This is a genomic window from Sphingomonas sp. LHG3443-2 (assembly GCF_049896405.1).
Lineage (GTDB): Bacteria > Pseudomonadota > Alphaproteobacteria > Sphingomonadales > Sphingomonadaceae > Sphingomicrobium.
Genome location: NZ_JAFCUG010000001.1, coordinates 2,482,339 through 2,505,927 on the forward strand (window position 1 = coordinate 2,482,339; position 23,589 = coordinate 2,505,927).

A 23,589-nucleotide genomic window follows, 5' to 3' on the forward strand; every position below is an offset into this window, starting at 1 on the left:
GTGGCTCATGTCTTCTATCGATCCCGTCGATCTTGCCGCAAGGCTCATCTCCGTGTCGTCAGTCACCCCTGCCCGCGGAGAGGTCTTCGACGTGCTGGACGAGGCGCTGGCAGGGCTTGGCTTCACCGTTCATCGCTTCACGCTGGGTGAGGCCCCCGACGGCCCGACCGAGAACATGGTGGCGATCCGCGAGCGTAGACCTGGGCCGCACATCGGCTTCGCCGGCCACCTCGACGTCGTGCCCGCCGGCGAGGGCTGGACCGGTGACGCTTTCGCAGCACGGATCGAGGACGGGCGGCTGGTCGGTCGCGGCGCCAACGACATGAAGAGCGCCATCGCCGCTGCAGTCGCTGCCGTCTCCGAGATCGACCAGCAAAGCGGCACCCTCTCCTTCCTCATCACTGGCGACGAAGAAGGTTATGCCACCTACGGGACCCCGCGGATCATCGACTGGCTGAACGAGCGTTCGATCCGCCCCGACATGATTTTGGTCGGCGAGCCGACGAGCGAGACGCGGCTTGGCGATACGGTGAAGATTGGGCGACGCGGATCGCTCAATTTCTGGCTCACTGGCAAGGGCGTGCAAGGCCACGTCGCTTACCCGCACAAGGCCGATAATCCGGTGCCTCGACTGGCCAAGGTCGTTGCCGCCCTATCGACGCTGCACCTCGACGACGGGACCGACGCCTTTCCGCCCTCCAATCTCGAGTTTGTTGCGCTGGGCACGCCCACAGCCGCCAGCAACCTCATTCCGGGCGAAGCGACCGCGCAAGGCAACATTCGGTTTAACAACCTGCATACGGGTGACGAGCTGATCCGCCTGCTGACCGACACCGCCCACTCGGTCGATCCGACCTGCGAGGTGCGCACCCGGATCTCGGGCGAAGCCTTCCTGACCCCAGCGGGCAAGCTCTATGATCTGGTCACCGATGCGATCCGCAGCGAATGCGGGATCGAGCCCGAGCTCTCCACTGGCGGTGGGACATCGGACGGTCGGTTCCTGATCAAGCTATGCCCGGTAGTCGACTTTGGCCTTCCGAATGCAACCATGCACAAGGTCGGCGAAAGCGCCGCTGTTAGTGACATCGAGACGCTGGCCCGGATCTACCGCCGCGTCTTCGCAGGCGGTCTTGGCCTTTAGGCGGCGCTCCGCCCTTCGGTGACGGCGTGGCTGGTCCAGGCCAGGAATTCCCGCTCCATCATCGGCTCGGCAAAGACAAAGCCCTGGATGGTTTCGCAACCCATGGTGCGCAGGATATCGGCCTGAGCAACGGTCTCGACCGCCTCGGCGACCAGCTCGCAATCAACGCCGCGGACGAGCTGGATTACCGCCTGCACCACATTGCGTGCCTGCTCGCTGGTGGTGATGTCGTGAATCAATGACTGGTCGAGCTTGACCCGGTCGATCGGTAACTGGCGCAACCGGGCGATGTTGGAATAGCCGGTGCCGAAATCATCAAGCGCGATGGTTGCGCCTTGTTGTCGGAGCTCGGCAATGTCGAGCAGCGTGGCTTCCGAGCATTCCATCGCGGCCGTTTCGGTGATCTCGATCTCGATCCGGTCCAGCCCCACACCGGCTTCCCCGAAGATCTGCCGCAAGCGCGGGAAGAAATCGTGCCGCTCAAGCTGGCGCGGCGAGACATTGAAGGCGACCCGGCGTGAACCCCCGCCATGCTCGTCCCAGCTCGCCAGCATGGCGGCAACTTCGCACATCACCCAGTCGCCGATCTCGTTGATGATGCCCGTCTGCTCGGCGATGGCGATGAAATGGGTGGGCGACACGGAGCCCAGCACGGGATGCTTCCAGCGCAACAGCGCCTCGGCCCCCGTCACAGCGCCGCTGCCAAGGCTTAATTGCGGCTGGAGTACCAGCTGGAATTCGTCGCGCCCGACCGCGTCGGCGAGCGCTTTCTCCGTGTCGAGACGATGTTGATGCTCTTGCGCGAGGCTGTCGCTGAACAGGCAGTGCTGGTGCCCGCCGCGTGCCTTGGCGCGATACATGGCAATGTCGGACGCGCGCATCAGCTCTTCGACGGTGCGCCCGTGCCACGGACCCATCGCCAGGCCGACTGACGCACCGACGTCAATGCTGTGGCCGTGCAATTCAAACGGCTCTCCTATTGCGAGTACGACACGGCGCGCGATGCGTTCGGCCTCCGGTTCGCCCGCGACGTCGGGAAAGAAGAGCGTGAATTCGTCGCCGGCAAGGCGGGCAAGGAGCGGACGACGGGCGTTGCCGACGGCCTCGCTGTTGATGAGCACCCGCAGGCGGTTCGCGACCATCACCAGCAGCTGGTCGCCGCGTGCATGGCCGAGATTGTCGTTCACCGCCTTGAACCGGTCGAGGTCGATGAACAGCATGGCGGTGGTGCGGCCGTCGGCCTTGGCCAGCAGCCGCTCCGCTTCCGAGCGGAAATTGAGCCGGTTGGGCAGGCTGGTGACCGGATCGTACATCCCAAGCGCCTGGGCATTGTCGATCGAGCTGCGCACCTCGGCGAACAGGCTGTCGACCGCCGCTGCGACCTTGGGCATCACCCGGCGCACCGATTCCGGCGCTGGGCTGGTAAGGTCGCCCTCTTCCACCGCGAGCAGGCGATCGCGCAACGACGCCAATGCCCGCGCGCCTTCGCTGTTGGGACGTTCCGCGGCGATGTAGCAAACGACCAGGCAGAAGGCGCCGGCAACCAGGGCAGCGGTGATCTGCTGGGGAAGCTGCGTGATGGTGATGAAAACGTAGAGCGAGAAGACGAAGGACGCGATGCCGGCCAGCCCCGACAGGAGCATGTTGCTGATCTTGTGTGCGGCGCCGACCTTCATCACGCCTGCACCGTTAGGGATGGGGAGTTAAGAAGCGGTTTAGCGTGAGGCCCCGCCTCAGCGGCGCAAGATCAGATACAGGCTCCCGCCGCCGCCGTGACGGCGATGCGCGCTGCGCACGGCGGCAATCCGCTCGGCGTGGCGCGACACCGCCAGCCAGTCATGCACCGCGGCGCGGATCTTGCCGCGCTGGATGGGCGGCTCGCCAGGCCGGTGGTGGCCGGTGATGAGAAGTAGGACCCGATCGCCGAGCGCCACCGCGCGTTCCAGGGCCGCATCGAGCGCTTCGTAGGCGCGCTCCAGATTGTGCCCATGAAGGTCAATCGTCCGGTCAACGGGCACGTTGCCGGTCTTCAGCCGCCGCTCCCAATGCCCATCGAGATTGCCGTGGATGGTAGCCCGGCGCAGCGGCGCTGCCGTAACTGCCCGCGGTGGGGGCACCCGCCCCTTCACCAGCCGCGGCGGCGCCACGGGAAGGGCAGGGCTTGCGTGGGCCACAACCGGACTAGCCGGAGCTACAGGTGCCTTGTCCCTGCTCAGCGGCGTGATGGAAGCGGTGACCCGCGCCCACAACGCCGCTTCCTCAGGGCTGAGCGACCGCATTCTGGGCGAGCAGGCGCTCGACACTGACCTTGGGCAGGAGGATCAGCGCCTCACCCTTGGCGGACATGCCGCCGGCGATTCGCCGCGCTTGCTCGCCCGCACCCCAGAAGGTGTCGAAACGGTTGGCGCCCTTGATCGCGCCGCCGGTATCCTGCGCCACCCACAGGCCGTCGGCATCGTTCATCACGACATCGAGCCAAATGGGCGCGCCGAGCGGCACGAACATCGGGTCCGTGGCAACAGTGCCGCGCGCCGTCACCGGCAGGCCGAGCGCCCCAAGTGGCCCCGGACCGGTCAGTTCCTTGAAGAAGATCTTGGACAGGTTCTCGCGCATCAGGCTCATGCCGCCATCGGGCTGCGCCCGCATCCAGCGCTTGATCGAGTCCATGTCGGCTCCGCCCGGCGGCAGGATACCGCGATCGCGCAGCAGCCGCCCGACCCCGACATATTCGCGGCCGTTCTGATTGTCGTAGCCGATCCGCATCACGCTGCCGTCCGGCAGCTTCAGCCGGCCTGAACCCTGAATCTCGAGAAAGAACATGTCGACCGGATCGGCGGCATAAGCGAGCTCCAAGCCCTTGCCGGCCAGCGCGCCGTCATAGATCTCGCCGCGCGTCCAGTAGGGCACGCACTGGCCGGTCTCATCGAGCCGTCCGCGACCGGTGGTCCCGTCGGCACGCGTGCAGCGCACGAGATCGGGCGGGGTGCGGTAGATTGGCAGCGCATAACCAGGTCCCGGCACGCGTGAGCCCAGGATCTCGGGCTCCCAATAGCCAGTGGCAAACGCCGGCTCGTTGCCAACTTTCACCCAGGAAAAGCTGTTGGCAAAGAAGCGTTGAGCGTCGGCGGCCGTATCAGGAACGGCCCGCGCCTCGTCACAGACTGCCCGCCAATCCTGTCCTTGGGTCAGGCCCGACGTGTCGGGACGGCGGACCACCGAGGGACAGGAAATACGGAAGGCCGTCAGTGCACGCAGCGCCGCCTCACCCGTGATTGGGCGCGGCGCGGCTGATGTGATCCCGGACAGGGCAGCCGTCGCTGGCTTGGGCGGGGTCGGCACCGGGACCGGCTCAGGCTGTGGCGTGGCGACGGGTTGGCCCGGTTCGACCGGCGGCAAGGGGCGGGTGGCGCAGGCGGCCAACGACAGGGCGAGCAGCGCTCCCAGCCCGAACTTGAACAAAGTCACCTCAGTCGTCGTCGGTTTCGATCAGGATCCAGTTGGGATCATTGCTGCCAAGGTCGCGGCGGAACGTCCAACGGTCGCGGGTCTGCACCGCGTCGCTCAGGCTGCCGGCAAGGACGTGACCCTCGGCATCACGGGTCACCGCAGCGATGTCCGCCTCGAAGCGGACAGTCACGGTGGCGACCTTGCCTGCGACATTGGCGGCGGCGATGATCGCCTGCTCGACCGCGATCAGGCGGTTATCGAGCCGCTGACCGGCGGCCTCACGCTCAGTGATCGCCTCGTCGAAGGCAGCGGCGATCTCGGGATCGAGGAAGCCACGGACCTCATCGATGCGGCCGGCCCAGAAAGCTTCCAGGATCATCCGGTAAGCGCCCTGGGCGCCCTCAAGGAAACGGGCGACGTCGAAGCTCGGATCAGCCGACAGCAAGGCACGGACGCCAGGTCCGGCGGTCGGGAGATAGGCGGTGTCGAGCGGTTCGGCCGCGGGATTGGCGACATTGCCCTGCGCAGCCTGCGCCACCTCGGCCTGGCGGGCGAGCTGCGGCCGCGCTTCGTTGGCGTTGCGCGGCAGCTGCTGCTCGTGACCGGTGCGTTCGCCGAGGACGCTGTACAGCCGCAGCCCGACAAACAAAGCGACCAGTGCGAGGATGATGATCGAAACCAAGAGTGTTCGCCTTCTTTCCCGTCGGGAAGTTCTGATGAGCAACGCTTAACATAGGCGCTGGTGCCCGCCTCGCAAACCCATAGCCTAAAGCCTTGCTCGCGCCATTGCACCGCTTCGACCCGGCTGCTAGTCGCCCGCCCCGAACAAGGCGCGGTAAGCAGCCGTTTTCCCGCCACTCCTTTAGCATGTTTGAGGGCACGAGACACATGGCCGCTTCCGATCCCGTTTCCGCCGGCGCCAACGGCTCCACCGACCAAGGCGCAAGCGATGCGCCGCAGGTCGCCGCGCTGGCGCAATATGTGAAGGATTTGTCGGTCGAGAATCCCTCGGCCCCGCAGGTCTTCCAGTGGAACGAGCAGCCGCAGCTCGATGTCCAGTTCAACATCGCCGTGAACAAGGTCGCCGACGACGTTCACGAAGTGGTGCTGAAGATCGACGCCTCAGCCCGCTCGGCGTCGGGCGTGCAGTTCGTGCTTGATCTCAGCTACGCCGGCATCTTCGGGCTTCGCAACCTGCCGGAAGAGCAGCTTGCGCCCTTCCTGCTGGTCGAAGGCCCGCGCCTCCTCTTCCCGTTTGCGCGCCAGGTCGTCGCTGCTGCGACTCAGGACGCCGGCTTCCCGCCGCTGATGCTTGACCCGATCGACTTCGCCGGCATCTACCTCAGCCAGGTCGAGGCGGCGCAGGCGCAGGGCGGTGACCAGCCGCAGGGCGAGACCACGGTCCAGTAAGCATCCCCTCCCCGGTCACGGGGAGGATGAGGGGGAACAAGGGCGCCATGAATCTCCTCAAGGCCACCGGCACCATCGGCGGGCTGACCCTGGTCAGTCGCATCCTCGGCTTTGCGCGCGAGATGCTGATGAGCCGGATCATGGGCGCGTCGGCGGCGGCGGATGCGTTCTTCGTGGCGTTCCGCCTTCCCAACACCTTCCGCCGCTTGTTCGGCGAAGGTGCGTTCAGCGCCGGTTTCGTCCCGCTTTACGCGCAACGGCTGCAGGGTGAGGACGGTGAGGCGGAGGCCAAGAAGTTTTCCGAGGAAGTCCTCGCGGTCTTCCTGCCGACGCTGGTGATCTTCACCCTCGTCTTCCAGCTGATCATGCCGGCCTTCGTTGCCGCCATTTCGGGCTATTCGGGCGAGAAGCTGGAGCTTGCGACCTACCTCACCCGGATCACCTTTCCGTACCTGATCCTCATCAGCCTCGTGTCGCTTTGGGCGGGTATCCTCAACAGCCTTGCCCGCTTCACCGCGGCGGCCTTTGCGCCCGCATTACTCAACCTGTGCATGATGCTGGCGCTGATCCTGTTTCCGCAGGGCGGCGCTTACACGGCCTTCTGGCTGGCTGTTGCCGTCACCCTAGGCGGTGTCGTTCAGCTTGCCTTGCTGATCATCTCGGCGATGCGCGCCGGCGTGTCGCTGCGTCTGCGCCGACCCAAGGTCACGCCCGGCGTGAAGCAGTTCCTCGTGGTCGTCGTTCCCGCCACGCTCGGCGCCGGCGTTTACCAGATCAGCGCGTTCATCGACACCTTCTTCCTGGCCCGGATCGGCACCGGGGCGCTGAGCTGGTTCAACTACGCCGACCGCCTTAACCAGCTTCCGCTGGGCGTCATCGGCGCCGCGCTCGGCACCGCGATCCTGCCCGCGATCAGCCGTCATGTGGGCGCCTCGGAGCCCGATAAGGCCGCGCACGTCCAGGCCCAGGCGCTCGACCTCGGCATGTTCCTGACGCTGCCCGCCGCACTTGCACTGTGCGTTGCCGCCGGCCCGCTCGTCGGCGCGCTGTTCCAGGGCGGTGAGTTCACCGCGCGGGACGCGGACATCACCGCTACCGTGCTGTCGATCATCGTGCTGGGCCTGCCCGCCTATGTGCTGGTGAAGGTCCTCACCCCCGGCTTCTATTCGCGCCAGGATACCGCCACCCCGGTCAAGACCGCCGCTGTCGTGCTGGTGGTCAACGTGTTGCTGAACTTCGTGGTCCAGTCGCTCTCGACCGACCCCTTGTTCCGCATCGCGGGCTTGAGCGCCGTGATCGCCATTACGAGTTGGCTCAACTGCGCCATTCTCTACGTCATTCTCCATCGCCGCGGGCTTTTCCGGATGCCAGGATGGCTGGCAAACCGGGTGTTCCGGCAGCTCCTCGCCGGGGCGGTGATGGTTGCCGCTCTCTATGGCCTTGAGATGATGTTCGCCGATTGGTTCACCGGTGGCGCCGGTCGCCGCATCATCGCGGTAGGCGCGTTGGTCGGCATTGGCATGGCGATCTACTTTCCGCTGTGCTGGGCGATCGGCGGGGTGGATCGGCAGGCGTTCAAGGACCTCCTCCGCCGCAAGAGACCCGCTGCCAATGCCTGACGATACTTCGATGGCCGCCGCGACAAGCGCGTCGGTGGCGCCCGTCACCCGAGTCCTGTCGGGCATTCAACCGACCGGCAACCTGCACCTCGGCAACCTGCTCGGCGCGATTTTCCGCTGGGTCCGGATGCAGGAGGAGGCCCCGTGCCTGTTCTTCCTCGCCGACCTCCATTCACTGAGCGACCACATCCCCGCCGATACCCGCCGCGCGCAGGTGCGCGGCATGGCGGCGGCGCTGATCGCCAGCGGCATCGATCCGAACAAGGCGGTGCTGTTCGCTCAGTCCGACGTCCCCGCCCATGCCGAGCTCTGCTGGCTCTTGAACGGCACCGCCCGCATGGGCTGGCTCCACCGCATGACGCAGTGGAAGGACAAGTCGGGCAAGAACAAGGAAGGCGCTTCTGTCGCGCTGTTCGATTATCCCGTGCTCCAGGCCGCCGACATCCTGCTCTACCAGGCCAGCCACGTGCCCGTCGGCGAAGACCAGAAGCAGCATATCGAGCTGACCCGCGACATCGCGAACAAATTCAACCTCGACACCGGCACCGAGACCTTTGTCGTGCCCGAGCCCTTCATCGGCGGCGGTGTCGCGGCACGCGTCATGTCGCTCCGCGACGGCAGCGCCAAGATGAGCAAGTCCGATCCCTCGGACATGAGCCGGGTCAACCTCATCGACAGCGACGACGAGATCGCGGCCAAGATCCGCAAGGCCCGCACCGATCCCGAACCGCTGCCGGGCGACCCGGAGCTGCTCAAAGAGCGGCCCGAAGCGCGCAACCTCGTCGGCATCATGGCTGCCATCACGGGCGAGAGCGAAGCCGCCATCCTTGCCCGCTTCGAAGGCCAAGGCTTTGGCGCCTTCAAGCCTGCGCTGGCCGATGCGCTGGTGGCCGCCATTGCGCCAATCCGCGCCCGCTACGAAGCGCTGCAGGGCGATCATGCGGAGCTCGACCGCTTGCTTGACCAAGGTGCCGAACGGGCGGTCGAACTTGCCGCTCCTACCCTGCTGGCGGCCAAGCGGGCCCTCGGCCTCGGACGCTAAGACAGGTTCGGTTCACCGCCGCACCTGCACTCTTCATCGACGGTTCAACTCACTTCGCGCTATAAGCGTCTCGTTTACGGGGACTTTCCCCGAGTCGAGGGTTTATCGCGTTATGACATTCCTCAAGAAACTCGCCGCCGCCGCACTGGTCGGCGCGGCCAGCATCGGCCTGTCCGGCTGCGCCACCGGCTTGCCCGCCAAGGTCACCCGCTTCCAGGCGATGCCCGCTCCGCAGGGCCAGAGCTTCTATGTCGTGCCCGGTCAGGGCCGGGCGCAGGGCGGCGGGCTTGAGTTCAGCCAATATGCGGCGCTGGTTGCTCAGCAGCTCCAGGCGCAGGGCTATACTCAGGCGGCCAGTCCTAACCAGGCGACCATGATCGTCCAGCTCGGCTATACTGTCGACAATGGGACGGAACGGCGCGTGGTCGATCCTATCGGGCCGCGCGGATACGATCCGTTCTATCGTGGCTTCTACAGTCCGTATGGCCGCTTCGGTAGCCGCTTTGATCCCCGCTTCGGGGTCTATTACGGGCGCCCCTACTACAGTCGCTTCGGCTATTACGGCTCCTACCGTTCGCCCTTCTATTATGGGTGGGACGATCCCTTCTGGTATGGCGGCGCCAGCGTCCGCGAATATACCGAGTATAAGTCGGAGCTCGACCTAGACATCCGTCGCCGGGTCGACAACCAGCAGCTGTTCGACGGTCGCGCCCAGGCGCGTTCCACCACCGACAACACGCAGGTGCTGGTCCCCAATTTGATCCAGGCCATGTTCACCGGTTTCCCCGGCCGCAATGGCGAAACGATCAAGATCACGGTGCCTGCGCAGAAGCGCTAATCCACCGTCGAACCTACGAAAGAGGCCGTCCCTGCCAGAGCGGAGACGGCCTTTCTCGTTTCTAGCGGGCGCGTTCGATCCGGCGGGCCGCATCGTCGAGGATGTCGATCACCTCGTTCAACAGCTCGTCGTTCCAATCGCCATTGGCAGCGCGGTTGCGCAGCGCCGTCATCAAATTGCCGACCGCACGGCCAAGTTCTGGTCGTGCCGAGCGGCGACGCACTTCCCCGGTCGCTTCAAGCCGTTCAAACAGCGCGGCGACCTCCTCTTGCCGCTCCTCGAGATGCGCCCGCCCCTCGCGGGTCGCAGCGAACTGCTTCTTCGAGCCTTCGCTGGCGTGACGTTCGATCAGGCCCATGTCTTCGAGCAGTTCCAGGCTGGTGTAGACCACGCCCGGGCTAGGCGCGTAGTCGCCATGAGTCATTTCCTCCACCGCCTTGATCAGCGCGTAACCGTGACGCGGCTCGTCTGCGATCAGCTTCAGGAGGACGAGTTGCAGCTCCTCCGAACTGAACATCCGTCGCCGCCGCCCTTCCCGGCCGCCGCCGTGACGGCCGTGACCACCCATCGGTCCGCCACCTCCCTCGAAGTGGATGTTGCCCCAGGGGAAAATCCAATCCCGGCTACCGGACTGAAAACCTGCTTCGGGACCGCAGCCGCCCGGACGACGGCCATGAAAATGAAAACGCATCTGCCTGTCTCCTATCTTAGAAGCTCAAGATATATCTTGGGGGGATCTTTGCAAGAGAGGCATGGCGCTTGAACGCGCATCTTTCTACGAGCCGACGAATGGCCGATCTGTTTGCAACCGATCCCAGTCCGAGCGCTCCAACCGACGCGCCGCTTGCCGAACGCCTGCGTCCCGCCAGCCTCGACGAAGTCATTGGCCAGGAGCATCTGACCGGCCCCGACGGCCCGATCGGCCGCATGGTCGCCGCAGGCCGCTTGTCCAGCCTGATCCTGTGGGGGCCGCCGGGCACCGGCAAGACAACCATCGCCCGCCTCCTCGCCGGAGCGGTCGGCTACCGTTACGTCGCTATCTCGGCAGTGTTCAGCGGCGTCGCCGACTTGAAGAAAGTCTTCGCGGAAGCCGAGATGCACGCCCGCTCCGGCAAGCACACTCTGCTGTTCGTGGACGAGATCCACCGCTTCAACCGGAGCCAGCAGGACGGCTTCCTGCCCTATGTCGAGGCCGGCGCCGTGACGCTGGTCGGCGCCACCACGGAAAACCCCAGCTTCGAGCTCAATGCCGCGCTGCTCTCCCGCGCGCAGGTGCTGGTCCTCCACCGCCTCGACGAAGCCGCGCTCGGGACCCTGCTCGACCGCGCAGAGGCGATCGCAGGCAAGCCCCTCCCTCTCGACGACGACGCCCGCGCGGCGCTCATCGCCAGCGCCGACGGCGACGGCCGCTTTCTCCTCAACCAGGCCGAGATGCTGTTCGCCGCCAGGCTGGAGCAACCGCTCGACACCGCAGCCCTGCGCGACCTTATTCAGCGCCGCCTGCCGGTCTACGACAAGGATCGCGAAGGGCATTACGGCCTCATCTCCGCGCTGCATAAGTCGATCCGCGGTTCCGATCCGCAGGCCGCGCTATATTATCTCGCGCGCATGCTGACCGCCGGCGAAGAGCCGCTCTACCTCCTCCGCCGCCTGACCCGCGCCGCGGTTGAGGACATCGGCCTCGCCGACCCGCAGGCGCTGGTGCAGTGCATGGCGGCCAAAGACACGTTCGACTTCCTCGGCTCGCCCGAGGGGGAACTCGCCATCGTCCAGGCCTGCCTCTACCTCGCCACCGCGCCCAAATCGAACGCGCTCTACATGGCGCAGAAGGATGCGTGGAAGAGCGCCAAGGAGCACGGCTCGCTGTCCCCGCCCAAGCACATCCTCGGCGCGCCGACCAAGCTCATGCGCGAGCAAGGCTACGGCAAGGGCTACCAATACGACCATGACGCTCCGGACGCCTTCTCCGGCCAGGATTACTGGCCCGAAGAGATGACGCCGCAAACCTATTACACCCCCACCGACCGCGGTTTCGAGAAACGACTTGCCGAGCGGCTCGCGTGGTGGAACGAGAAGCGCCAAGAAGCCCAAGGGGAGCAAGGCTGATGTATCCACCGTCCACCACCGACCAATGGCGCGCCGAGCTCGTCGAATGGGCGCCGCGCATCGCCATCGCGCTGGTCATCATCCTCGCCACCTGGGCGATCGCGCGGGCGGTGAAATGGGCGCTGGCGAAGGCGATCAGCCGCACCCCGGCCTTGCAAAAGCACACCCCCGGCAATTCGCATGAGACGGTCGGCGAGCAGATCGGCACCATCGCCAAGCTGTTGGTCTGGCTGGTCGGCATCATGGCCGCGCTCAACTTCCTGCAGATCGGCCAGATCCTCGCCCCGGTGAACACCCTCACCAGCGAGATCTTCGCCTTCCTGCCCCGCCTGATCGGTGCGGGCCTCATCTTCTTCGTCGGCCTGATCGTCGCCCGCATTGTCCGCCGCCTGGTCGAAACGGTGCTGACCGCCGCCAACATCGACGGCTTCATGGCCCGCGCCGGGCTTGGCGATCATCCGCCGACGGTTCGGCAAGACCCCGCCGCCGTGCCGCCCGGTGCCGCGCCCGGCGCGACCCGCGCCAGCCTCGCCCGCGCCGCCGGCATCCTCGCCTTTGCCCTGATCATCATCCCGGTCGCGATTGCCGCCCTTCAGGTGCTCGGGATCGAAGCGATCAGCGGTCCGGCGATCAACATGCTCGACGAGATCAGCGCGGCCATTCCCCGCCTGCTGACCGCGGCGCTTTGGCTCGGCATCGCCTTCGTCGCGGCCAAGTTCCTCAAGACCATCATCGAAGCGATCCTGCCGCCGACCGGCTTCGACGATGCGCTGCGCTCGACCGGCGTACTGCCCGTCACCACCGTGCCCAGCCGGATCGTCGCCAACATCGCCTTTGTCGCGATCATGCTGGCGGCCGCGATCGAAGCCGCGCACCAGCTCGGCGGCGATACGGTCGCGGTGTTCCTGATTCAGGTCACCGAGCTCGGCTCCAAGGTCATCTTCGGCACCCTGATCATCGTCGCCGGAATCTTCCTGGCGCGGATCCTGTCGAAGCTGGTCGGCTCGTCCACCGGGGAAGGCGGCTTCGCCCAGACCATGATCCGCTATGCCATCATCGCACTGTTCACCGCTATCGGCCTCACCTTCATGGGGCTGGCAGACGTCATCGTCTACATGGCGTTCGGGCTGATTCTCGGCGCCGGGGCCATCGCGACTGCTTTGGCCTTTGGGCTTGGCGGACGGGAAGCGGCGGGCCGAATCCTCAATCATTATGCCGACCACGTGACCGGCCAGCGTGCCCCACAGGCGCCGCGGCGCCCGGCGCGGCTTGAAGGCACCAAGGAGACTCCGACCGGCGGCGACGGCGGAACGCTCATCTGACGGGGTTCACCCGCACCGTCGCGATCGACTGGTCGGGCGCCAAAGGCCGGCGGCACAGGGGCATTGCGGTCGCGGCTTGCGGACCGGATGGCCCGCCCCGGCTGGTCCGCCCCGGTCACGCCTGGAGCCGCACTGAGGTCGCCGACTGGCTGGTGGACGAGGCTACCAAGGAGCCGACCCTGTTCGGCTTCGACTTCTCCTTCGCTCCGCCGTTCGCTGAGCGCGGCGCTTATCTGCCAGGCGAGAGCGGGGTTCCGGAGAATGCCCGCAATTTCTGGGCCTACGTCGACGCCAAGGCTCCTGACGAGGATCTGGGCGCCGCGAGCTTCCTCGAACAGACCCACCGCCGCCACTTCTATTTCGGGATCGCCGACGGGGTGAAAGCCGACTTCGTCCGCTTCCGCCAATGCGACCATCGGCTGAACGAGGCGGGCGGGAGAAAGACCGCCAGCGCTTATGACGCGATCGGCGCCGCGCAGGTCGCCAAGGCGAGCTTCGCCGGCATGCGCCTCCTCCACCGGATCAGCGGCAAGGTCGCGATCTGGCCGATGGACCCCCTCGTGCCAGGGGAAAGCGCGGTGGTCGAAATTTACACTCGCATCTATCTGCGCAACGCAGGCCTCTCCGGCACCAAGCTGCGCACGCGCGCCGACCTCAACACGGCCTTGAAAGCGCTCGGCAGCCCGCCGGCCCGGCTCCGCTTTGAGCCCGACGATCATCAGACCGACGCGCTGGTCACCGCCGCGGGCATGCGGGCACATCTCCAGCACCCCGATGCCTTTACCCCGCAGGGCCTCACCCCAACTCTTGCACGCACCGAGGGCTGGACCTTCGGCATCGTCTGAGCCAAGGGAGCCGGCACGCCGGTTTAGCTCAGTTGGTAGAGCAGCGGTTTTGTAAACCGAAGGTCGCGGGTTCGACTCCTGCAACCGGCACCAGTCACTCTATCCTTCGCCTCAGGCGGCGCGCGGCAGTTCGATCTGCTCGTTGTGCGCAACAGGGGCGGCCTCGACCACCTCGGTCTCGGCAGAACGCTGCACGCGATCCGGGAAGAAGGTGCGGCTGACGAACACCACGGCGCCCAGCGCGAAGTAGATGCCGACCATCAGCATCGGCGCGAAAATGATTCCGGCGCCCAGCGGCACGCGCAGGAAGTTCGGGTTGAAGCCGAGGTCGTGGCCGAGCGCCTCGCAGACACCCAGGAGAGTGTCGTTGCGAAACGCGACATTGTTGCGGAAGTAGTCGGCTGGGATCATCTTCTGGCTCATTTCTAATCTCTCCAGGGGCGGTCGGCTCGGCGACGCTCACACCATCGGGATGCACATACCGTGCCACCCTTGGTTTTCGCTTGTTTTTCCGAGTGTTGGTTGAGGCGCCCGGCCTCACTGCCCGTTCTCTTCCTCCCCTATGTTGGGAGAAATCCCCACATTGTGAAGGGCCCACTCGCCGAAAGGCGGTGAGGCTTGGACCGGCGGCGTATCGAAACTGCAGCCCGTCGCTGCCAGCCGATCAACGGCTAGACGGTGGCGCCATGGCTGTCGGCCAGCCGGATGTGCGGAGCAGCCGGAACGAGGGGGTATTTGTTGCCCGCTGCGCAGTTGAACAGCACCACCTTCTCGTCGCGTCCGACCAGGCCTCGGGCCAGCGCCGAACGCCAGCCCGCAAGCACGGCCGCTCCTTCGGGACAGAGCAGCTGCCCATCATCCTGCGCCGCCGCGGCAAGCTCGGCCACGATCTGCTCCTCCTCAACCGCGATGGCAAAGCCGCCGCTTTCTCGCACCGCGCGCAGGATCAGGAAGTCGCCCACCGCTTTCGGCACGCGAATGCCGGTAGCGACCGTCGCCGGCTGTTCCCAGCGTTCGGCGAACTCGTCGCCCTGTTCCCAGGCCCGCACCATTGGGGCGCAGCCGGTCGCCTGCACCGCGACCATGCGCGGTCGCTTGGACCCGATCAGGCCGATCGCTTCCAACTCGGCGAACGCCTTCCACATGCCGATGAGACCGGTGCCGCCACCCGTCGGATAGAAGATGACATCCGGCAATTCCCAGCCGAACTGCTCGGCCAGCTCCAGCCCCATCACCTTCTTGCCCTCGGCCCGGTACGGCTCCTTGAGGGTAGAAACATCGAACCAGCGGCCCGCCGCGGCGCCTTCGCCGACAAGCCGTCCGCACTCGTCGATCTGGCCGTCGGCAACCAGCACGCGGGCGCCGTAAGCTTCGGCCTCCGCGATGTTGATCGGCGGTGTTTCTTGGGGGCAGATCACCGTCGCTTCGATCCCCGCCGCCGCAGCATAGGCGGCCAGCGCCGCGCCGGCATTGCCGTTGGTCGGTAATGCCATCTGCTTGAGGCCGAAGTGCTTGGCCATGCTCACCGCCATCGCAAGACCGCGTGCCTTGAACGAACCGGTCGGCAACCGCCCTTCATCCTTGACCAGTAGCGTGCGCACACCGGCGCGCTCCGACAGCCGAGTGAGCGGCAAAATAGGCGTCTCGATCTCGCCCAGGCTCACGGGGTCAGCCCCTTCCGGCAACGGCAGCAGCTCGCGCCACTTCCACATGCCGGGCGCGCGAGCCGCCAGCGTCTCACGGGACAGCGCCTTGCCGACTTTTTCGAGATCGTAGCGCACGAGCAGCGGCCGCCCCGCGCGGCTCAGATTATGGATCTCGCCGGCGGCGTAGCTCTCGCCGGTGAGCGAGCATTCGAGATGGGTGACGAGCATGAGGGGCGGCCTAGCCCACCCCGCTCGACAAGACGACCCCAAGCGGCGACCAACGGCTAAGGCGGCCTTGTCATATTATATCATCCGGCCTAATTGCCCGGCTGAAATTCCAGTCGGACCGCTTTTTACATGTTCCAACTTTCCCTTGCGGCCGTGCTTGCCGCCACCACTTCGCCAACCGTGGTTGCGACAACGCAGAGCGCCACCGTCGCCGAACCTGCCCCTCGAAGCAGCGACCATGATGCCGAGCAGAACCGCGACATTGTCGTCACCGGCATCCGCCGCAACCGCGAGGATGTGCTCGGTGGAATCAGCGTTGTCTCGGGCGAAGAACTCCAGCGCGATCTTCGCTCGACCATCGGGGAGACGCTGATCCGCCAACCGGGTGTGTCGGCCACCAGCTTCGGTCCCAACAGCTCCCGCCCGATCCTTCGCGGCCTTGGCGGTGAGCGAGTGCGGGTGCTGACCGACGGCATCGGCAGCCTGGACGTCTCGACCTCCAGCGTCGATCACGCGGTCGCAATCAATCCGCTCACCGCCGACCGCATCGAAGTCCTCCGCGGACCCGCCGCCCTGCTGTTCGGAAGCTCGGCGATTGGCGGCGTGGTCAACGTCATCGACAGCCGCATTCCGCGCTCGATGCCGGAAAGCCCTCTGCACATCGATGCGCTCGGCACCTTGGGCAGCGCCGCCGACGAGCGCTCGGCCAACGCCCGGATCGACGTACCGGTCGGCCAGCACCTCGTGCTTCACGCCGACGGCAGCCTGTTCAAGAGCGACGATGTCCGCACCGGCGGCTACATCCTCTCGCCGGCCCTCCGCGCCGAAGCGCGCGCCAGCAGCGACGCCGAGATCCGCGAACTCGCTGACTTGAAGGGCGACCTCCCCAATTCCGCCGGCAAATCGTCCGAGATCGCCGGCGGTGTCGCCTATATCGACGGCCGCTTCAACATCGGCGCCTCGATCGCCCGCTTCGACAACCTGTACGGCGCACCCGTCCGCTACTCGCTCGATCCCACTGCCGAAGCCGAAGAAGTCCGCCTCGACCAGAAGCAGACCCGCTACGACGTTCGTGCCGAAATCCCGGTCGGCGGCTTCATCGACCAGGTGAAGGTCCGCGGCGGTGCCGTCCGTTATCGCCACGACGAGCTCGAGGAGACGGGCGAGATCGGCACCACGTTCCGCAGCCGCGGCGAGGAAGGCCGGATCGAAGCGGTTCAGCGCACAGTGAATGGCTGGGGTGGCGGCTTCGGCGTCCAGTACCTCGACCGCCGCGTCAACGTGGTCGGCGAAGAGAAGTATCTGCCCGCCAACCAGCAGAAGCAATTCGGCCTGTTCACCCTGCAGAATTACGAAACCGGCCCCTACCGCGTCGAAATCGGCGCCCGGGTCGAGCGCAGCGACCTGACTGCTGAGGCGGACCTCGACCTCGGCAACCCGGCGCTGGAGCGCAAGTTCACCAGCCTTGCCGGGTCGATCGGCGGGAGCGTCGCGGTCGCCCCCGCCACCCGCGCCGGCCTCAACCTCTCCTATTCGCAGCGCGCGCCGTCGACCGACGAACTCTTCGCCAACGGGCCGCACGCCGGCACCCAAGCGTTCGAGATCGGCAATCCCGATTTCGGCAAGGAAAAGAGCCTGTCGGTCGAAGCGACCCTGCGCCGCTCAGCCGGGCCGCTGACCTTCGGCCTCAACCTCTATCACACCCGCTTTACCGACTTCATCTATCTCCGCCCGACCGGCGAGGTGGAGGACGACCTTCCCGTCTATCTCTACAGCCAGGCCAATGCGCGCTTCACCGGTTTCGAAGTCGAAGGCCATGCCCGGCTCGGCGCCTTCGCCGGGGTCGAGCTCGCCGCCGATGCGCAGGCCGACTACGTCCGGGCCACAGTGAAGGGCTTCGGCCCCGCGCCGCAGATCCCGCCCCTGCGCCTGCTTGGCGGCGTGGATGCCAAGGCCGGCGCAATCGACGGCCGGGTGGAGGTCGAACACAGCTTCGCCCAGAACCGCAATGCACTGATCGAGACCGATACTGCGGCCTTCACCCTGGTCAATGCGTCGGTGAACTGGCGCCCTCTGCAAGAGCGTCCGCAGCTGACCCTCGGGCTTCAGGCCAATAACATCTTCGATGTCGAGGCCCGCCGCCACACCAGCCTGCTCAAGGACTATGCCCCGATCGCCGGCCGCGACCTTCGACTGACCGCGCGCCTGGCCTTCTGACGCACACAAAAAAGGACCCGGCATCCGAAGATGCCGGGCCCTCCCTCTCCTAGCTTCCACGCTTAGAGATCGATTCCGCTGGCGATGGCCTCCAGCTTGCGGATCCGTGCTTTGAGGTCGGCAAGTTCGATCCGGTCGGTTCCGGCGGCGGGCGCGATCGGCTCGTCTGCCTGGGGCCGCCCGCTTGCCAGCTCGAGCTTCCTTACTTCGAGCCATTGAGCCCACGCGCGGGAGGCGAACACTCCCGCCACAAGGAGACCGGTCAGGAGGAGCGCGCCGGTCAGCGCCACGATGCTGAGGTCGGTCATCATGCCTTCTCCGTGCGCAGCGCCTCGATTTCACGGGCAAGCGCATCGTTCTGGTTGCTGTTGAGGTGATGGTCGACGGCCATCATCCGACGATCGTTGGTGTCCATCTTCTCGCGCAGATCCCTGATGCTGGCCCGGCGCGTGTCACCCATCCGTTCGTAATCGCTGGTCCACGGCCGGCGACCCGACGCGAACGCTCCGACCAGACCGCAGAGGACATAGGTGACCAGCGCCTGCCAGAAGGTGACGAAGCTCAGCAGCGGCACCGCGACAAAGGCGACGCGAACAAAGGTCGGGTCGATCCGCAGCATATGCCCGAGACCGGCGCAGACGCCGAGGAGCTTGCGGTTTTTGGTGTCGAGGCGGAAGGCGGGGCGGTTCATGGTGGTCGTGTCCTCAAAAGAGGGTGAAACAGCGGTCAGGCGGTTAGCGCTTGATCAGGTTGAACAGGCTTTGCAGGGTCCCGGCGAGCCAGATGTCGACAGTATCGAGCACCTGGCCGACCGGTCCGAGTTCGGCCGGGGCGGTGCCGATCGGGCCGAGATATTCGAACCGGGCACCGGCCTTGGTGACGACCGGCTCAAGCATAGAAAGCGATCTTCACCGGAGCGGCGACGGCGACGCTCGCCGGGGCGATGGCGGATCCGACGGCAAGCCCACTGACCAGCAGGGCGGCGACGGCGGAGAAGAGGGTGGTCTTGAGGTTCATGACTTGGCTCCTTGATCTGGTTGCCGGCCGTTCGACCGGTCATGCCGTTCATCATGCAGCAAGTGTGCCAAATCTGGTTTTCTGCGGTTTTTGCTTGGCGTGACCCGATTAGTGATGGTCGGTTGGTGACTTTTCCCACGGTGGTTGGTGAACCATCCCAACCGCGAGATTCGGAACCCGGTGCGCCTTCTGAGCGTCTCTCGAAGCAATCAGATCATTACACGCAAGGAAGGGTCAGCATCATGTTGGGGAAGATCGCAGGAGCCATCATTGGTAACCGCGTGGCCGGTCGCAACGACGGGCTGAAGGGCGCCCTTCTTGGCGCCGCCGGTGCCCGTATCGCCTCGCGCGGTCTGGGTCCGCTCGGCACCGCGCTGGCCGTGGGCTATGGTGCCAAGAAGCTCTACGAATGGAACCGCAGCCGCAAGACGAACCCGCGCTTTCCCTCGGAGGCTACCCCCTCGCAGCGCAGCGTCCGTACGCACGGCGTCTGAGGCACCGCCGATGAATAAAGCGCCACCCCGGCTTCAAACCCGGGGTGGCTCTTTTGATTGCGTTGATGAGGCAGCAACTGCCGCCGGATCAGGAGCGGCGAAGAGCCTTACTGCTCGTCAGTGCTTTCGTCCGATGCTTCGGCGTCACCTTCCGCGGCGCGCTCATAATAAGGCTCAACAGTGCCCTTGAGCTTGATCGTCATCGGATTGCCGAACCGATCGCGGCTCTTGCCGGCCGCGACCTTGATCCAGCCTTCCGACACCGAATATTCCTCGACGTTGGTTTTCTCATTGCCGTTGAAGCGGATCCCAACACCGCGGCGCAGCTTGGCTTCGTCGAAGTGCGGGCTATGCGGATCGAGGCTGAGGCGATCGGGCGGGGTATCGGTGATCTCGGACATGCGCCTGCCCTGCCCTTGGCCCGGCGTTCAAGTCAACCGTCATGCCGCACTGCAGGATTGCCACGCAGCCACCCTCCGTCCTAAGCGCTGCCCCCGATGAGTGAGCCCCTGTCTCCGCCGCGCCGCAACGCCCCGCGCCTTGCGCTGCACGTGCCCGAGCCGTCTTACCGGCCCGGCGACACGCCCGATTTCTCCACCGTCCAGGTTCCTGCCGCGGGAAGCGCTCCGCGTCCCGACAGCAGCGCCCCTGCGTCCGACAGCCACCCGCTGGTCAATCACCTGGTGCGCGTGGTGGACGAAGACGGCCGCGCCGTCGGCCCGTGGGACCCGCGCCTGTCGCCCGACACCTTGCGCAAGATGCTGACCGACATGGTCACCGTGCGGGTGTTCGACGACCGCATGTACCGCGCCCAGCGACAGGGGAAGACCAGCTTCTATATGAAGTGCACCGGCGAAGAGGCGATCGCGGTCGCTGCCGCCACTGCGCTGGACCGCGACGACATGTGCTTCCCGACCTATCGTCAGCAGGGCTTGCTGGTCGCCCGCGGTTATCCGCTGGTCGACATGATGTGCCAGATCTATTCCAACGCCGGCGACAAGCTCCACGGCCGCCAGCTCCCGATCATGTATTCGGACAAGCCGCACGGCTTTTTCTCGATCTCGGGCAATCTCGGCACCCAATATCCGCAGGCCGTGGGCTGGGCGATGGCGTCGGCGATCAAGGGCGACAGCCGGATCGCGATGGGCTGGATCGGCGAAGGCGCCACGGCCGAAGGCGACTTCCACTCCGCGCTGACCTTTGCCGCCGTTTATCAGGCGCCGGTCATCCTCGCGGTGGTCAACAACCAGTGGGCGATCTCCAGCTTCTCCGGAATCGCCGGGGCCGAGCAGGCGACTTTCGCTGCCCGCGCGGTGGGCTATGGCATCGCGGGCCTGCGGGTCGACGGCAATGACGCGCTTGCCGTCTATGCCGCGGTGCAATGGGCATCCGAGCGCGCCCGCGCCAATGCTGGGCCGACCCTGATCGAGTTCTTCACCTACCGCGCTGAAGGCCACAGCACGTCGGACGATCCGACCGGCTACCGCCCGGCTGGCGAAGCACAGCAATGGCCGCTCGGCGACCCGGTCGAGCGCCTGAAAGCGCATCTCATCGGCCTCGGCGAGTGGGACGACGAACGTCACGCCGCACTGGTCGCTGACGCCGACAAGACGGTCCGCGCCGCGCAGAAGCAGGCCGAAGCGCAGGGCATTCTGCCGGGGCAAGGCTTCGACCGCATCGGGTCGATGTTCGAGGACGTCTATTCCGACACCCCCTGGCACCTCGCCGAACAGCGCGACGCGGCGCTTGGCGAAGCCCGCATCTTCCTCGGACGGGACGCCAGCTGATGCCGACCAAGAACATGATCGAGGCGATCAACGACGCCCACCGGGTCGCCATGGCGGCCGATCCCGACATCGTCGTCTTCGGTGAAGACGTCGGCTATTTTGGCGGCGTGTTCCGCGCGACCGCCGGCCTCCAGAAGGAATTCGGCAAGGAACGCTGCTTCGACGCGCCGATTAGCGAAGGCGGGATCGTTGGCGCTGCGGTCGGGATGGCCGCTTATGGCCTGAAGCCGGTGATCGAGATCCAGTTCGCCGACTACATCTATCCTGGCTACGACCAGATCGTCTCCGAAGTCGCCCGCATGCGCTATCGCACCGCCGGTGAGTGGACCATGCCGATGGTCATCCGCTCGCCCTATGGCGGCGGCATCTTCGGCGGCCAGACCCACAGCCAGTCGCCCGAAGCCCTGTTCACCCACGTTGCGGGCTTGAAGGTGGTCATCCCTTCGACGCCTTACGACGCCAAGGGCCTGCTGATCGCCGCCATCGAAGATCCCGACCCCGTCGTCTTCTTCGAGCCCAAGCGCATCTACAACGGCCCGTTCGACGGTCACCACGACCGCCCGGTCAAGCCGTGGGCCAAGCACGCGGCCTCCGAGGTACCCGACGGCCACTACACCGTGCCGCTCGGCAAGGCCGCGATCGTCCGCCCCGGCAACGACCTCACGGTCCTCGCCTACGGCACGATGGTTCACGTCGCGCTCGCCGCGGTCGAAGAGAACGGCATCGACGCCGAGGTCATCGACCTGCGCACCCTCGTCCCGCTCGACATGGCGACGATTGAGGAAAGCGTGAAGAAGACCGGCCGCTGCCTGGTGGTCCAGGAAGCCACCAAGACCAGCGGCTTCGCGTCCGAGCTCGTGACCCTCGTCCAGGAACGCTGCTTCTACCATCTCGAAGCCCCGGTCGGGCGGGTGTCGGGCTGGGACACGCCCTACCCCCACGCCTACGAGTGGATCTATTTCCCCGGCCCGATCCGCATGAAACAAGCCCTAGAAAAGGTCATGGCAGACTAATGGCGACCTATCTCTTCAAGCTCCCCGACATCGGCGAAGGCATTGCCGAGGCCGAGATCGTCGCCTGGCATATCAAGGTCGGCGACCGGGTCGAGGAAGACCAGCAGCTCGCCGACATGATGACCGACAAGGCGACCGTGGAAATGGAATCGCCCGTCGCCGGCGTGGTCCGCAAGCTTGCCGGCGAAGTCGGCGACCAGATCGCCATCGGCTCGGTGCTGGTCGAGATCGAAACCGAAGGTGCCGATACCGCTGCGCCGGCCGAAGCCGAGGAAGAAGTCCCCCTCGCCGACGGCGCCGCCGTGCCGACGCAAGCGCAGGAAGAAGCCAATCCGACGCTGGAAGTGGCCGACGAGCCCACGCCCGCTGCTCCTGCCTCTCAGCCGCAGCCCGAGCCCGCTCCGGCCGCGCCGGTCGCCGAAACTCATAAGGCGCAGGTTCTGACGACCCCGGCCGTCCGCGCCCGCGCGCGCGACCTCGGCATCGATCTTGCGCAGGTAAAGCACCAGGGCGAGCACATCCGCCATGCCGATCTTGACGCCTATCTGCTCTACAACGGCGGGCAGGTCTCGGGCCGCTCGGGCGGTGCGCTTCGCCAGGACGAGCAGATCAAGGTCGTCGGCCTGCGCCGCAAGATCGCGGAGAATATGCAGGCGGCCAAGCGCCGCATCCCGCACTTCGCCCTGGTCGAGGAATTCGATGTCACCGCGCTCGAAGAAACCCGCGCGATGATGAACCGCGACCGCGGCCAGAACCCCAAGCTTACCCTGCTGCCGTTCCTGATCACCGCGCTGAACAAGGCGCTCGCCGACTTCCCGATGATCAACGCCACCTATGATGACGAAGCCAACCTCATCACCCGCCACGGCGGCGTCCACATGGGCATGGCGGCGCAGACCCCGAACGGGCTGATGGTGCCGGTCATCCGCAATGCCGAGCGGCTGTCGATTTGGCAGCTCGCGACCGAAGTCGCGCGCCTGTCGGACGCCGCCAAGACCGGCAAGGCGACGCGTGAGGAATTGTCGAACCCGACCTTTACCATCAGCTCGCTGGGGCCGATGGGCGGGGTCGTGTCGACCCCCGTCATCTCGCCCCCGCAAGTCGCCACGATCGCGGTCAACAAGGTCGAGGACAAGGTCGTGCCGGTGAATGGCGAGCTCGAAATCCGCAAGCGGATGAACCTCTCGCTCAGCTGCGATCACCGCGTGGTCGACGGCTGGGACGCGGCGAGCTTCCTTCAGGCGCTCAAGCCCCTGATCGAGAACCCGCTGCGCCTGCTGGCGTAGGAGATGAAATGAAGCAACCAACTGCGCTTCCTACCACTCGTTACGAGTGCGTTCGACGCCCGCAAGCCAGTGATGGTTATCCCCAGCGTATTCCAATGTGGGATGCAGTTAAAAAGCTCGGCTCAGCCAAT

General features: G+C 65.9%; 25 protein-coding genes and 1 tRNA gene. 14 read left to right on the forward strand and 12 right to left on the reverse strand.

The genetic code is table 11. From position 1 onward, the window contains the following. Nucleotides 1-7 precede the first annotated feature (7 nt). Nucleotides 8-1,141 carry a succinyl-diaminopimelate desuccinylase gene (dapE, locus tag ACP69Z_RS12465; protein WP_426267792.1) on the forward strand — a complete coding sequence of 378 codons (1,134 nt, stop codon included), beginning with the start codon at nucleotides 8-10 and terminating at the stop codon, nucleotides 1,139-1,141. Here dapE and ACP69Z_RS12470 read toward each other — a convergent pair. From ACP69Z_RS12470 to ACP69Z_RS12485, 4 genes are read right to left on the reverse strand one after another with little or no spacing between them, the layout of a single operon-like run. Beyond that, on the reverse strand, nucleotides 1,138-2,817 hold the full coding sequence (locus tag ACP69Z_RS12470) for a putative bifunctional diguanylate cyclase/phosphodiesterase (protein WP_426267793.1): 1,680 nt from the start codon (nucleotides 2,815-2,817) through the stop codon (nucleotides 1,138-1,140). The two genes, dapE and ACP69Z_RS12470, sit on opposite strands and share 4 nt — an antisense overlap. 57 nt (nucleotides 2,818-2,874) lie before the next feature. Then, entirely contained in the window at nucleotides 2,875-3,420 is a 546-nt protein-coding gene (locus ACP69Z_RS12475) for a Smr/MutS family protein (RefSeq protein ID WP_426267794.1), read from the reverse strand. Further along, the gene (gene mltA, locus ACP69Z_RS12480; RefSeq protein ID WP_426267795.1) at nucleotides 3,401-4,606 is read right to left on the reverse strand and encodes a murein transglycosylase A; all 1,206 of its coding nucleotides are present in this window, start codon (nucleotides 4,604-4,606) and stop codon (nucleotides 3,401-3,403) included. The genes ACP69Z_RS12475 and mltA overlap by 20 nt, the downstream gene beginning before the upstream one ends. A 1-nt stretch (nucleotide 4,607) precedes the next feature. Next, nucleotides 4,608-5,270, reverse strand: coding sequence for a Tim44/TimA family putative adaptor protein (locus ACP69Z_RS12485; protein WP_426267796.1), 663 nt, complete (start codon nucleotides 5,268-5,270; stop codon nucleotides 4,608-4,610). Nucleotides 5,271-5,476: 206 nt separating this feature from the next. Between ACP69Z_RS12485 and secB the strand changes: the two genes are divergently transcribed. The 4 genes from secB (at nucleotide 5,477) to ACP69Z_RS12505 (ending at nucleotide 9,497) form a co-directional block, all read left to right on the forward strand. Beyond that, entirely contained in the window at nucleotides 5,477-5,998 is a 522-nt protein-coding gene (secB, locus tag ACP69Z_RS12490) for a protein-export chaperone SecB (protein ID WP_426267797.1), read from the forward strand. A gap of 47 nt (nucleotides 5,999-6,045) precedes the next feature. Then, nucleotides 6,046-7,617: a murein biosynthesis integral membrane protein MurJ gene (murJ, locus tag ACP69Z_RS12495; RefSeq protein ID WP_426267798.1), complete on the forward strand. Its 1,572-nt coding sequence runs from the start codon at nucleotides 6,046-6,048 to the stop codon at nucleotides 7,615-7,617. After that, nucleotides 7,610-8,659 carry a tryptophan--tRNA ligase gene (gene trpS / locus ACP69Z_RS12500; protein WP_426267799.1) on the forward strand — a complete coding sequence of 350 codons (1,050 nt, stop codon included), beginning with the start codon at nucleotides 7,610-7,612 and terminating at the stop codon, nucleotides 8,657-8,659. The genes murJ and trpS overlap by 8 nt, the downstream gene beginning before the upstream one ends. Nucleotides 8,660-8,771: 112 nt before the next feature. Beyond that, a complete protein-coding gene (locus ACP69Z_RS12505; protein WP_426267800.1) occupies nucleotides 8,772-9,497 on the forward strand; it encodes a DUF4136 domain-containing protein in 726 nt (241 codons plus the stop codon). A 61-nt stretch (nucleotides 9,498-9,558) separates the two neighbouring features. Here ACP69Z_RS12505 and ACP69Z_RS12510 read toward each other — a convergent pair whose 3' ends face one another. Then, nucleotides 9,559-10,188 (reverse strand): PadR family transcriptional regulator, encoded by a 630-nt coding sequence (locus ACP69Z_RS12510; protein WP_426267801.1) that lies wholly within the window; start codon nucleotides 10,186-10,188, stop codon nucleotides 9,559-9,561. 98 nt (nucleotides 10,189-10,286) lie between these two features. Here ACP69Z_RS12510 and ACP69Z_RS12515 point away from each other — a divergent pair, with 98 nt between their 5' ends. The 4 genes from ACP69Z_RS12515 to ACP69Z_RS12530 all read left to right on the forward strand — a co-directional run bounded on the left by ACP69Z_RS12515 (nucleotide 10,287) and on the right by ACP69Z_RS12530 (nucleotide 13,863). Next, on the forward strand, nucleotides 10,287-11,603 hold the full coding sequence (locus ACP69Z_RS12515) for a replication-associated recombination protein A (RefSeq protein ID WP_426267802.1): 1,317 nt from the start codon (nucleotides 10,287-10,289) through the stop codon (nucleotides 11,601-11,603). Next, nucleotides 11,603-12,925: a mechanosensitive ion channel gene (locus ACP69Z_RS12520; RefSeq protein ID WP_426267803.1), complete on the forward strand. Its 1,323-nt coding sequence runs from the start codon at nucleotides 11,603-11,605 to the stop codon at nucleotides 12,923-12,925. The genes ACP69Z_RS12515 and ACP69Z_RS12520 overlap by 1 nt, the downstream gene beginning before the upstream one ends. Further along, nucleotides 12,922-13,770 carry a hypothetical protein gene (locus tag ACP69Z_RS12525; protein ID WP_426268106.1) on the forward strand — a complete coding sequence of 283 codons (849 nt, stop codon included), beginning with the start codon at nucleotides 12,922-12,924 and terminating at the stop codon, nucleotides 13,768-13,770. The genes ACP69Z_RS12520 and ACP69Z_RS12525 overlap by 4 nt, the downstream gene beginning before the upstream one ends. A 17-nt stretch (nucleotides 13,771-13,787) precedes the next feature. After that, a tRNA-Thr gene (locus ACP69Z_RS12530) sits at nucleotides 13,788-13,863 on the forward strand. A gap of 18 nt (nucleotides 13,864-13,881) precedes the next feature. Here ACP69Z_RS12530 and ACP69Z_RS12535 read toward each other — a convergent pair. Both ACP69Z_RS12535 and ACP69Z_RS12540 read right to left on the reverse strand, forming a co-directional pair. Further along, the gene (locus ACP69Z_RS12535) at nucleotides 13,882-14,181 is read right to left on the reverse strand and encodes a PspC domain-containing protein (protein WP_426267804.1); all 300 of its coding nucleotides are present in this window, start codon (nucleotides 14,179-14,181) and stop codon (nucleotides 13,882-13,884) included. A 260-nt stretch (nucleotides 14,182-14,441) separates the two neighbouring features. Beyond that, entirely contained in the window at nucleotides 14,442-15,644 is a 1,203-nt protein-coding gene (locus tag ACP69Z_RS12540; RefSeq protein WP_426267805.1) for a threonine synthase, read from the reverse strand. A gap of 129 nt (nucleotides 15,645-15,773) precedes the next feature. On the opposite strand from ACP69Z_RS12540, the gene ACP69Z_RS12545 reads away from it, so the two are divergent. Then, nucleotides 15,774-17,861, forward strand: a complete 2,088-nt coding sequence (locus tag ACP69Z_RS12545) for a TonB-dependent receptor (protein ID WP_426267806.1) — start codon at nucleotides 15,774-15,776, stop codon at nucleotides 17,859-17,861. A 62-nt stretch (nucleotides 17,862-17,923) separates the two neighbouring features. On the opposite strand, the gene ACP69Z_RS12550 is transcribed toward ACP69Z_RS12545, so the two are convergent. From ACP69Z_RS12550 to ACP69Z_RS12565, 4 genes are read right to left on the reverse strand one after another with little or no spacing between them, the layout of a single operon-like run. After that, a complete protein-coding gene (locus ACP69Z_RS12550; RefSeq protein WP_426267807.1) occupies nucleotides 17,924-18,172 on the reverse strand; it encodes a hypothetical protein in 249 nt (82 codons plus the stop codon). Beyond that, nucleotides 18,169-18,552 carry a PspC domain-containing protein gene (locus ACP69Z_RS12555; protein WP_426267808.1) on the reverse strand — a complete coding sequence of 128 codons (384 nt, stop codon included), beginning with the start codon at nucleotides 18,550-18,552 and terminating at the stop codon, nucleotides 18,169-18,171. Before ACP69Z_RS12555 ends, ACP69Z_RS12550 begins: the two co-directional genes overlap by 4 nt. 43 nt (nucleotides 18,553-18,595) lie before the next feature. Further along, nucleotides 18,596-18,757, reverse strand: a complete 162-nt coding sequence (locus ACP69Z_RS12560) for a hypothetical protein (RefSeq protein ID WP_426267809.1) — start codon at nucleotides 18,755-18,757, stop codon at nucleotides 18,596-18,598. Beyond that, a complete protein-coding gene (locus tag ACP69Z_RS12565; RefSeq protein ID WP_338504911.1) occupies nucleotides 18,750-18,878 on the reverse strand; it encodes a hypothetical protein in 129 nt (42 codons plus the stop codon). The genes ACP69Z_RS12560 and ACP69Z_RS12565 overlap by 8 nt, the downstream gene beginning before the upstream one ends. Before the next feature lie 242 nt (nucleotides 18,879-19,120). Here ACP69Z_RS12565 and ACP69Z_RS12570 point away from each other — a divergent pair, with 242 nt between their 5' ends. Next, complete coding sequence (locus tag ACP69Z_RS12570) at nucleotides 19,121-19,372, forward strand: hypothetical protein (protein WP_426267810.1); 252 nt, start codon at nucleotides 19,121-19,123, stop codon at nucleotides 19,370-19,372. A gap of 107 nt (nucleotides 19,373-19,479) precedes the next feature. Here ACP69Z_RS12570 and ACP69Z_RS12575 read toward each other — a convergent pair whose 3' ends face one another. Continuing rightward, nucleotides 19,480-19,764 carry a DUF3297 family protein gene (locus tag ACP69Z_RS12575; protein WP_426268107.1) on the reverse strand — a complete coding sequence of 95 codons (285 nt, stop codon included), beginning with the start codon at nucleotides 19,762-19,764 and terminating at the stop codon, nucleotides 19,480-19,482. A 105-nt stretch (nucleotides 19,765-19,869) separates the two neighbouring features. On the opposite strand from ACP69Z_RS12575, the gene ACP69Z_RS12580 reads away from it, so the two are divergent. From ACP69Z_RS12580 to ACP69Z_RS12590, 3 genes are read left to right on the forward strand one after another with little or no spacing between them, the layout of a single operon-like run. Then, nucleotides 19,870-21,159: a thiamine pyrophosphate-dependent enzyme gene (locus tag ACP69Z_RS12580; protein ID WP_426267811.1), complete on the forward strand. Its 1,290-nt coding sequence runs from the start codon at nucleotides 19,870-19,872 to the stop codon at nucleotides 21,157-21,159. Continuing rightward, on the forward strand, nucleotides 21,159-22,172 hold the full coding sequence (locus ACP69Z_RS12585) for an alpha-ketoacid dehydrogenase subunit beta (RefSeq protein WP_426267812.1): 1,014 nt from the start codon (nucleotides 21,159-21,161) through the stop codon (nucleotides 22,170-22,172). Before ACP69Z_RS12580 ends, ACP69Z_RS12585 begins: the two co-directional genes overlap by 1 nt. Continuing rightward, nucleotides 22,172-23,458, forward strand: a complete 1,287-nt coding sequence (locus tag ACP69Z_RS12590; protein WP_426267813.1) for a dihydrolipoamide acetyltransferase family protein — start codon at nucleotides 22,172-22,174, stop codon at nucleotides 23,456-23,458. Before ACP69Z_RS12585 ends, ACP69Z_RS12590 begins: the two co-directional genes overlap by 1 nt. Nucleotides 23,459-23,589: the final 131 nt, after the last annotated feature.